The organism is Micromonospora sp. RTBAU3-60, from assembly GCF_054963695.1.
The window spans coordinates 1-10530 of sequence record NZ_JBUEGB010000123.1 but is presented as its reverse complement, the minus strand read 5'-3'; the positions used below and the strand labels follow the sequence as shown (position 1 = coordinate 10530).

Here is a 10530-nt window from a genome sequence, read left to right as displayed (position 1 = left end):
ATCTTGCAACAGATCGATCCTGGTTTCAGCCGGCTCCCAGCGGTACTCCTCCAGGAACTCCCACACCAGCTTCCAGCGGATCTGATCGGTGTCCGCGGAAGCGAGATGGGTGGCTAGCCGGGCCAGACTCATCGGTTCGTAACCGGTACCCACAGGGCGAGCCTCACCTCCGAGCCAACGGGCATCGTTGGTTGCAGACTATCGCCACGCCGCCGACGATCTCCGCCAAGCCCTGATTCGGGACCGCCGGGTCCGGGGCTCCCGGCGACACTGGGGCCGTCAGGTTGGCCAGCCGCCGGACCGAGGTACCGCAGGTGGACTGCCGCTCATCGGGCAGGCGGGCGGGATGTCCCGTCCCCACGGCCGGCAGCCGGCGCATTCGGTTCGGCTGCGGCGCGGATGTGAGCAGTGCGGCAGCGATGCGGCCAGGTCTTGGCCGAATCCGACAGATGCTTCGCCTTCCACGTCTGCAGGAGCGGTCCGACCAGAGCCCGCCGAGTAGCCCCGGGGCGCGATGTCGGGACTACTCCCGTGTTCCCCTGGGCCCCTCGACGGGTTGTCACCCGCTGATCTGCGTGGCCGGCGCGGGCCGGGCGTCGACGTCGCGCTGTGCGTCGCGTTCGCCTGGGTCGCCCTGTCCCGTGCCGTACACCACTGCGGCTACGAGCTGGCGCAGGCCGCGGCCGAGCTACGTCGCCTGCACCACGAGGTGACCGACCTGCTCACCCAGCTCGACAATGCCGGCTACCCGGCTGCGGCCGGGCGACCGGACGCGATGCGATGATGGGGTCCATGCCTCTCGGGACCAGCTCGACCGCGCAGCCGTTCGCCCACCTCCAGGCACAGCACGCGACCCTGTACCGACAGGTTCTCGACGTCTTCGTCCGGGCTAAGCAGCGGTTCACCGTGCATCTGCGCCCTGAGGACGTCGTCGCCGAGCTCGGCGCCGGCTCGTCACTAGAGACCATTCGAGCCGCCTTGGACCAGCTCGCCGAGTGGGGCAACCTGCGCGCCGACCCGGACACCGGCCGGGTCACCACGGTCGAGGACTTCCACCGGGCCCGCTATCTCTACCAGCTCAGCCCCGAGGGACACGCGGTCGAGCAGGCGGTCGCCGCCTACGAGACGGCGCTCGGGCGGCGCGGGGCCTTGCAGTCGGTCGCGCTGTCCGACATCGCGGAGCAGCTGCGGGCGCTGCTGGTCGTCGCCGAGTCGACCGCAGCCGGCGAACTCCCGGACGCCGCCAAGACCCACCTGCTGATGATGAGCCTCGTCGACCGGTTCACCGGCCTGGCCGACAACGCGCAGGCGTTCATGGCGTCGCTGCGCCGGGCCATCGACTTCGCCGACGCCGACGTGGCGGCGTTCCTGGCGTACAAGGAACAGTTGATCGCCTACCTGGAACGGTTCATCGCGGATCTGGCCAACCGGGGCGCAGAGATCGCGCTGCTGGCCCGGCAGATCGAGGCGGCCGGCGTGGCCCCGCTGCTGCTGGTGGCGGCACGACGCGAGGCCGCCGACGCGGCTCCCACCGAGGTACCGGTACCCGAAGGCACTGGCACCGGGACGGAGCTGGACGCGACCGGCACCGGGGCGGAGGCCGCCCCGGCAGCCGGCACCCGGGTGCAGGCCGCTGCCGGCGTGACGGACGACGTCGGTGCGGACGCGGACGGCCCCCACCGCCATGACGCCGCCGTCGGCGAGGCGCTCGACGGATGGCGGCAGCGTTGGGCCGGACTACGGGACTGGTTCGTCAGCACTGACGGGAGCCGCCCGTCGCAGGCCCGGCTGCTGCGGACGGCCGCGATCGGGGCGATCCGGCAGCTGCTCGGCACGGTGGCGGCGATCAACGAACGACGGTCCGGACGCTCCGACCGTACCGCCGACTTTCGCCGGCTCGCCCTCTGGTTCGCGCAGGCGCCCGATGATGAGGCGGCGCACCGGCTCTGGCACACGGCGTTTGGCCTCTCCCCCGCGCGGCATCTCACCGTGACCGCCGAAACGCTCGCCGTCACCGAGCAGCAGCCGGTGGCGGCGGCCACCCTGTGGGCGCAGGCCCCGCGGCTGGAGATCAGCCCTCGGCTGCGCCGCACCGGCTCGTACGAGCGGCGCGGCTCGCCGAACCGGGTGATCGATCGCTCCGAGCAACGCCGCCTGCTCGCCGAGCGGATGCGGCACGAGGCGGAGCAGACCGCTCGCGCCCGCACCGCGCTGGCCACTCCCGGCCCGGTCGCCCTCTCCGAGCTGGCCCGACTCGACTCCGCCGAGTTCCGGCTCTTCCTCCAGTTGCTCGGCGACGCCCTCGCGGCCAGCCGCCCCAACCACTCGGAGGTAGAGACCACCACCTCGGACGGGACGATGGCGATACGGCTGCGTCGGATCGCCGGTGGCGCGCCGGTCCGGATCGTCACTGAGGACGGGGTCCTCGCCGGCCCGGAGCACCTCATCGAGATCGTCGACCTGGTCGGGGCCGCCCGGTGAGGGCACGCGGCGCAGCCGAGGATGTCCCCGAGGCCCGCAAGCGCCGGGCGGCCCGGCTGCTGCTCGCCCGCCCGCTGCTGGTCGCCGGTCAGACCGCCGACGACGAGTTTCGCCTGGTCCGGGCATACGCGGCGGAGCTGCGCGAATGGTTCGACCGGGAGACCGGCTGGCGGCTGCTCGCCGACGCCCAGACGGTACGGCTGATGAAGGTGACCGCCGACCCGTCCGACGGGACCCATCCGGCCCGGGACCCGCGCTCCCGTACCCCCTTCTCCCGCCAGCGGTACGTCCTCACCTGTCTCGCCCTGGCCGCGCTGGACCGGGCCGACGGGCAGGTCACCCTGGGCCGGCTGGCGGAGGAGGTGGTCACGGCGGCAGCAGACCCGGCGCTGGTCGCGACCGGTTTCACGTTCGGGCTGGACCGCCGGGAACGGCGGGCCGACATGGTCGCAGTGGTCCGCCTGCTGCTGCACTGGGGGGTGGTGCGCCGGGTCGCCGGAGACGAGGAGGCTTACCTCGGCGCCGGCGGCGATGTTCTCTACGACGTGGACCGGCCCGTCATCGCTGGTCTGCTCGCCACGACCCGGGGGCCGTCAATGCTCGACGGGGCGACTCCGGACGATCGGCTGGCGGCGCTGACGCTGGAGGTCGTACCGGACGTCGACGACGCCCGCAACCGGGCGCTGCGGCACCGGCTGACCCGGCTGCTGCTGGAGCAGCCGGTGGTCTACTACGACGAACTCACCGAGCCGGAACGGGCGTACCTGACGAGCCAGCGGCACGCGCTACTGACCCGGATCACCTCGTTCACCGGCCTGGTCGCCGAGGTACGGCGGGAGGGGATCGCGATGGTCGACCCCGACGACGAGCTCACCGACGTACGGATGCCAGCCGAGGGGATGCAGAGCCACCTGACCCTGCTACTGGCTGAGCGGATCGCCGCCAGCGACCACGGGCTACGCGTCAGCGACCTGCACCGGCACACCCGGGAGCTGGCCCGCGAGCACCGGTCGTACTGGCGCAAGCACGCCACCGACCCCGGCGCGGAGGTGGAGCTGGTCGCCACGGCTCTCGACGCGCTGCGCGCGCTCAAGCTGGTCACCGTCGAACCGGCCGACGACCCGCTCGTGCTACCCCGCCCGGCGATCGCCCGGTACGCCCTGGCCCAGCCGACCATCCGCGAACCCGCCTCCGGCACCGCGCCCACTGCGCGCCCGAGGCCCGACATCTCTCACCGCGAGGGGGAAACCGCGCCGTGACCGCTGCCCTGACCGAGACGCTGCCGCAGCCGAGTAGGCAGCGGTGGCAGCCGCTGCGCGCCGGACTGGTCGACATCTTCTACTACGACCACGAGGAGTTCCACTTCCACGGCGGGAGCCTGCTGCTGCGCGGCAACAACGGCACCGGTAAGTCGAAGGTGCTGGCGCTGACCCTGCCGTTCCTGCTCGACGGGGAGCTGGCGCCGTACCGGGTCGAACCCGACGGGGATCCGAACAAGCGGATGGAGTGGAACCTGCTGCTCGGCGGCAAGCACCCGCACCCGGAACGGCTCGGCTACACCTGGCTGGAGTTCGGCCGCCGCGACCGCGACGGCGACCACTTCGTCACCATCGGCTGCGGCCTCAAGGCGGTCGCCGGTCGGGGCATCGCCCGGCACTGGTTCTTCGTCACCAGCCAACGGGTCGGCGTCGACCTGGCGCTGATCAGCCCGACCGGCACCGCCCTGGCTCGTGACCGGCTGCGCGACGCGGTCGGCACCGCCGGCATGGTCTATGACCGGGCGGTCGACTACCGGCGGGCCGTCGACGAGGCGCTGTTCGGGCTCGGCAACCGCTACGAGGCGCTGGTCTCGCTGCTGATCCGGCTTCGGCAGCCGCAGCTGTCGAAGCGGCCGGACGAGAAGAGCCTGTCCCGGGCGCTGAGCGACGCGCTGCCGCCGCTGGACGAGAACCTGATCACTCAGGTCGCCGAGGCATTCCGGGGACTCGAAGGCGAACGGGAGACGCTGCGCGAACTCGCCGAGACGAAGCGCGCCGCCGACGACTTCCTCACTCGTTACCGGGAGTACGCCCGGGTGGCGACCCGTCGCCGTGCCGCCGTCCTGCGTCAGCACCACAGCCGGTACGAGCACCTCGGCCGGGACCTCGCCGATGCCCAGCGCGGCTGGGAGCAGGCCGACGCCGACCTGACCGAGGCGCTGGCTCGCATCGACGAGCTGGCGGCCCGGTCGCAGGAGCTGGGTACCCGGCTCCAGGCGCTGCGGGACAGCCCGGAGGCGCGGACCGCCGACCACCTGCGCCGGCTGGCCGAGCTCGCCCGGGACCGGGAGTTGATCGCCGGTCAGCAGGAGCGGCGGCTCGGCGAGGTGCAGGCGGAGGCGGCCCGTGCCGGGCGGGACGCACAGGACGCGGCCCGGCGGCTGCGGGACGCCCAGAAGGCCGAGGCGGCGGCCCGGGACCGGGCGGCCCAGGAGGCCGTCGCGGCCCGGATCGGCGACCGGCACGCGGCCCGGGTGGTGGCGGCCCTGCCGTACGGTGTCGACGAGGCGACCCGGGCCGCCGAGGAGCTGATCGGGTCGCGACGCGCCGCGCTGCGTACTCTCGACGGGCTGCGCAGCACCGCCGACGCCGCGAGGGATCGGGCCGAGCGGGCCCGCGCGGAGGTGGATCGGCTCGACGCCGAGGTTGCCACCGCCGACCTGCACATCGGGGACGTCGAGACGGCCGCGACCGAGGCCGGCGAGGTGCTGGTCCGGCAGACCCGGGCACACCTCACCGGTTTGGTCGAGCTGCCAGTCGGCGACCCCGATGCGGTGCTCGCCGAGCTGGAGCTCTGGGTCGCGAGCCTGGCCGGGGAGAACCCGGCGGCCCGGGAGACGGCCCGCGCCGCCCGGGCCGCGTTCGAAACGCTCGCCCGTGCCGACGCCGCCCTCGACGTCGAGGAAAACGCTGCGCGGGCCGAGTTGGCGCGCGACGAGGACGAGCTTCGAGGGCTCGAAGAGGGCGGGCACCGGCCACCGCCGGCGCCGTACACCCGGTCCGACGCGGCACGGCTGGACCGGCCCGGCGCCCCACTGTGGCGGGTCGTCGACTTCGCGCCAGAGGTGACGGAGCAGGAGCGGGCCGGGATCGAGTCGGCCCTGGAGGCGGCGGGCATCCTCGACGCCTGGCTCGACCCGGACGGCGCGCTGCGCGACCCAGTCACCGGGGACGCCGTGCTGCGCCCCGGCCCGCCGGCCGCCGCGAATCTGGGCACGCTGCTGCACCCGGCGATCGACCGCGCCGATCCGGGCTGCGCCGCACTGACCGACGAGGCGGTCGCGGCCGTGCTCGCCGCGATCGGCGTCGGGGCCGGGTCGGCCGCGACCACCTGGGTCGACGCAAGTGGCGCCTTCCGCAACGGGATCCTCGCCGGGCGATGGGCCAAGCCGGCAGCGGAACACATCGGCGACGGCGCCCGGGAGGCGCACCGCCAGGCCCGGATCGGCCACCTACGGGACGAGATCGACCGGCTCTCGGCGACACTGACCACGATCGCCGAGACGCGTGATGAGTTGCGCGACCGGCGCGACCGGATCACCGCAGAGGCGGAAGGGCTTCCCTCCGACCAACCGCTGCGCGAGGCGCACGCCCTGATCCGCAGCGCCCACCAGGCCCGCCGCGACACGGTCGCTCGGCGGGAGGAGGCCGACGGGCGGCTGCGCCAGCGCCACGCCGAGGCGAGCGCCGCCGTGGCCGAGGCCGCCGAGTTCGCTGCCGACGTGGACCTGCCGTACGACGTCAACGAGCTGGCCGTGGTTCGCGACGGGCTGCACGCGTACCAGATCGCGCTCGCCGCCTGGTGGCCTGCGGTAACCGCCGCGCGGACCGCGTCCAGCTACCACGACGAGACGGCCGGCCGCCACGCGGAGCTGCTGGAGCGGCTGGAACCGGCGGCGGCGGACGCGGCCCGAGCCCGCGACGCGGCGACCGCCGCGCGGGTGGAGCACGAGACCCTCGACGCCACGGCCGGTGCCTCCGTCGCCGAGCTGGAACGGCGCCTCGCCGAGGCAGCCGCGCTGCTCGACGAGTGCGAACGGGAGCGCCGGAAGGCCGGCCGGCAGGAAGCAGCGGCCCGCGACGCCCGAGGCAGGGCCGACGGGCTGCGCGAGCGCCTCCACGCGGAACTGGACGAGGCAACCGCCGGCCGCGATGCCGCCGTCGACGGGTTGCGCGCCTTCGCTGGCACGGGATTGATCGCCCTGGTCTGCCCCGGGCTGGACGTGCCGGAGCTGACGCAGCCGTGGGCGGCGACCCCGGCGGTGACCCTGGCCCGCGGCATCGAACGGGAACTCGCCGACGCGGACGACGACGACCGCCGCTGGGACCGGCTGCAGCAGCAGGTCAGCGTCGAACTCAAGACGCTGACCGACAGCCTCTCCCGACACGGGCACCAGGTGCTGCCCACAGTCCGTGAGGAGACCATGGTCGTCGAGGTCACCTTCCAGGGCAGCACGCGCAGCATCGCTGACCTCTCCGCCGCCCTGGTCGACGAGATCAACGAACGGCAGCGGCTGCTCTCCGCCCACGAGCGGGAGGTGCTAGAGACGCACCTGGTCAACGAGGTCGCCGGGGCGTTGCAGGAGCTGATCGTCGGCGCCGAGCGGCAGGTCGACGGAATGAACGCCGAGCTGGACAGCCGCCCCACCTCCACCGGGATGCGGCTGCGGCTGTTGTGGCGGCCGACGCGGGACGCCCCGGCCGGGCTGGCCGAACTGCGGGCCCGGCAGCTGCGGCAGAGCACCGACGTGTGGAACGACGAGGACCGGCGCGCGGTCGGTGCGTTCCTACAGGAGCAGATCAACCGGGAACGCCTGCGCGACGAGGCGGCGACCTGGACCGAGCAGCTCGCTCGGGCGCTGGACTACCGGGCCTGGCACGAGTTCGCGATCCAGCGCCATCAGGACGGGCAGTGGCGACCGGCGACCGGTCCGGCCTCCGGCGGCGAGCGGGTCCTTGCCGCGAGCGTGCCGCTGTTCGCTGCGGCATCTTCGTACTACGGGTCGGCGGGCAACTCGCACGCGCCCCGGCTGATCGCGTTGGATGAGGCGTTCGCGGGGGTCGATGACGACTCCCGGGCCAAGTGCCTCGGCCTGCTCGCCACCTTCGACCTGGACGTAGTGATGACCAGTGAACGGGAGTGGGGCTGCTACCCGCAGGTCCCGGGCCTGGGCATCGCCCAGCTGGCCCGCCACGACGGCATCGACGCCGTCCTGGTCACACCGTGGCGGTGGGATGGCCGGGAACGGCGGCTGATGACCCTTCCCGAGCCCGAGCCGCGTCCCCCGCACCAGCGCGACCCCGAGCCCGAGGATCAGGAACCGGCCGGGGCACCGGGGCTCTGGGAGCTCGGGTGACGGACCTGGATCGGCTGCGGCGGCAGCTCGGCGGCCCGGAGACCGGGCGGCTGCTCCATCGGTTACGCCGCCGGCTCACCCGGGGGCAGCCGCTGACCGGCACGCTCTCCCTCGACCAACCGAGCCCGGACGAACGCCGGGCCGTCGAAGGGCTACTAGGTCGCCCGCCCGGCCGCGGCAGCGCCCTGACGGTCAACCTGGACGAGCTCGACCAGGTGGTCCGGCGCAGCGGCATGCACCCGGCGGGTTTGGCCGCCGCGGTCGAGGCGCTGACCGGGACCGTCACCGTACTCGCCGACGTTCGGGCCGCCGAGGCAGCAGCGTGGCGCGCCGCGTTGGCGCCCCTCTCCGCGCTGGGCGAGGCCCGTGCCGAGCTGGCCGGGTGGTGCGCCGATCCGGGAACCGCCACGCTGCTGCGCCGGCTGGCCGGCACGCCGGACGCGGCGGCCCGCCTCGCCGCCGAGCTGGTGGCCGTGCTCGGCGCGTTGCCCGCCTCCGGCGAACCGCTGACCCGACTGGCAGCGCGGACCACAGACGACGCGCACGCCCTCGACCCGGACCGGCCGCTGGCAACCCTGGTCCGCTCGGCCATCCGGGCCACCTGGTGGGGCGGCGAACCACTGCCGGAGTCGGCCGCCATGCAGCGCCGGATGCTCTGGTACGCAGTCGGGGTGACCGTCGACGAACTCTCCTCCACGGTACTCGCGGTCAACCTGCCCACCCAGCCGGGCTGCCGGCTGCACACCCTCGCCGGGCCAGCCGCGGCGCTCGGCGAACCGGTGGTACTCACCCTGCGACAACTCACCCGCGACGAGCCGACGTTCACGGCGGACGAGGTCTACGCCTGCGAGAACCCAACCGTGCTCGCCGCCGCAGCCGACGAACTCGGCCCGGCCTGCCCACCGCTGGTCTGCGTCGGCGGGCAGCCCACCACGGCCGCGCTACGCCTGCTCACCGCCTTGACGGCAGCCGGCGCCCAGCTGCGTTACCACGGCGACTTCGACTGGGGCGGGCTACGGATCGCCAACCTGCTGCACGCCCGGCTGCCCTGGCGACCGTGGCGCTACCGGGCCGAGGACTACCTCGCCGCGCTCACGGGTCACGGCTCCGCCCGGCCGCTGCCGGGCAGCCCGGTGGACGCGGCGTGGGATCCCGAGCTCGCAGCCGCAATGCAGGGCCACCGGGTACGGGTGGAGGAGGAACTCGTCCTCGACGACCTCCTCGCCGATCTGTCTGGCTTCCCGAGTGCCTGAACCGGCTCTGCCTTGCCGGTGAGCGATCTACTCGCCCACCGCCAAGGCGGGGCCAACCAACGACACGGCAATACACCAACAAAGCGGGCGGACCGGACCGCCGCTTCAAGAACAACAGACAACTGCCGTCCTCCCAGATCCAGTTCCTCCAGCCAAAGACGTGGCCCCGACCGTGAACGCTCCGGTCGTGACGCTAACCATCCACAGGTGCGCCGCGGGGCGGGGCGTTACCAGGACCTGGTTGCCGAGCTTGACGCCGACCTGCTTCAGTCCCGACCCGGCCGGCTGTCCCAGACGTCGTCGGGGACGGCCAGCCCTGCTTCGACCAGGCGGCGGCATTCATGACCGGGCTGCTGTCCGATCTTGAGGTCAAGACGTGCTGGCAGCCGGCCGAGTGGGCCCGCCACGCCACGCCGGAGCAGCTGTTGCACGGGCACTGCCGGCGCGCCCGCTGGGTGGTGCAGCTGCGTCACGGCACGATCACCTTCGTCGACCCGGACGAGGGCGACGGACTACCCGGCTGTCACGTGCAGGTGTGGCTGCCCGTCCGCACAACCGGGTAACCCCGCCATGGCGATCCCAGCCGACGCCAGCTCCCGGCCGACGCCACAGCTCGAATCGCCAGTTGGTAAGCCGCTCGATCTCCACCCCACGGGTGGCGTCGCCGATGATGTACGCGTAGTCGCCCGGATTGGCCTGACCGAATCCGGGCCGGGCCTGGAAGATGGCCGTCTTCTCGGCGGATCTGGCCAGTGGGGTTGTGCAGCGTCAGCGTTCCGCCGGCGTCGCTTGCGGCGTAGTAGGCGCTGACGAGCACGGCGAGGATCGTGGAGTCGAGGACGGCCAGCCGCCCCAGGGGCCGACGTCGACGACCAGTGTGGCGGTCATCAGGTCGTGCAACTGCTCGGCGCGGGCGACATCGACTTCGCCTGACAGCGCCACCAGGGTCCGGCCGGCGCTGCTCCCTGCGCCACTATCGCAGGATCGGCTTGTTCATGTCGGCGGTCCGCAGGTAATCGGGGCGGCGACGGTGGCGGTCAGCCCATCGGGGCTGTTGTCGAGGGTGAGGCCGGCGGTGAGGTGCTGGGCTAGCCACAGACCGCGGTGGCCAGGCTGGCCTGGGTCGGGCAGTCGGGGTACCTGGGCGGCCATGCCGGGGCCGTGGTCGGTGACCTGGCAGATCAGCTGGTGGGCCTTGTGGCACAAGAGCAGCTGCCCGCTGCCGCCGCCGTGACGTACGGCGTTGGTCACCAGTTCGTGCACGGCCAGCACGAAGTCCTCCAGTTCCTCGCCGGCGAGGCCGGCGGCTGCGGCGGCGTCCGTGACGGCGTGGCGCAGTGCGGGCACCCGTTCCGCGGAGATCGTGGCGGCCAGCAGCACCGCCGCAGCGCTGCTAGCGGG

7 protein-coding genes are annotated in these 10530 nt (G+C 73.4%); 6 read left to right on the top strand and 1 reads right to left on the bottom strand.

The genetic code is table 11. From position 1 onward, the window contains the following. Positions 1 to 556: 556 nt before the first annotated feature. From ACY34I_RS39210 to ACY34I_RS39185, 6 genes are all read left to right on the top strand, one after another. Positions 557 to 784: a hypothetical protein gene (locus tag ACY34I_RS39210; protein ID WP_462760411.1), complete on the top strand. Its 228-nt coding sequence runs from the start codon at positions 557 to 559 to the stop codon at positions 782 to 784. 8 nt (positions 785 to 792) lie between these two features. Then, complete coding sequence (locus tag ACY34I_RS39205) at positions 793 to 2481, top strand: TIGR02677 family protein (protein WP_462760409.1); 1689 nt, start codon at positions 793 to 795, stop codon at positions 2479 to 2481. After that, positions 2478 to 3740, top strand: a complete 1263-nt coding sequence (locus tag ACY34I_RS39200) for a TIGR02678 family protein (protein WP_462760407.1) — start codon at positions 2478 to 2480, stop codon at positions 3738 to 3740. The genes ACY34I_RS39205 and ACY34I_RS39200 overlap by 4 nt, the downstream gene beginning before the upstream one ends. Beyond that, entirely contained in the window at positions 3737 to 7876 is a 4140-nt protein-coding gene (locus tag ACY34I_RS39195; RefSeq protein ID WP_462760405.1) for a TIGR02680 family protein, read from the top strand. The genes ACY34I_RS39200 and ACY34I_RS39195 overlap by 4 nt, the downstream gene beginning before the upstream one ends. Beyond that, positions 7873 to 9129: a TIGR02679 family protein gene (locus ACY34I_RS39190; protein WP_462760403.1), complete on the top strand. Its 1257-nt coding sequence runs from the start codon at positions 7873 to 7875 to the stop codon at positions 9127 to 9129. The genes ACY34I_RS39195 and ACY34I_RS39190 overlap by 4 nt, the downstream gene beginning before the upstream one ends. Positions 9130 to 9470: 341 nt before the next feature. Next, positions 9471 to 9692: a hypothetical protein gene (locus ACY34I_RS39185; protein ID WP_148804623.1), complete on the top strand. Its 222-nt coding sequence runs from the start codon at positions 9471 to 9473 to the stop codon at positions 9690 to 9692. Positions 9693 to 10122: 430 nt separating this feature from the next. On the opposite strand, the gene ACY34I_RS39180 is transcribed toward ACY34I_RS39185, so the two are convergent. After that, positions 10123 to 10530, bottom strand: a 408-nt coding sequence (locus tag ACY34I_RS39180; RefSeq protein ID WP_462760401.1) for an ATP-binding protein, incomplete at its 5' end; no start/stop codon positions are given.

Coding starts and splice junctions, on each gene's coding strand:
- ACY34I_RS39205 (WP_462760409.1), top strand. CDS start 793: ATGCCTCTCGGGACCAGCTCGACCGCGCAGCCGTTCGCCCACCTCCAG.
- ACY34I_RS39185 (WP_148804623.1), top strand. CDS start 9,471: ATGACCGGGCTGCTGTCCGATCTTGAGGTCAAGACGTGCTGGCAGCCG.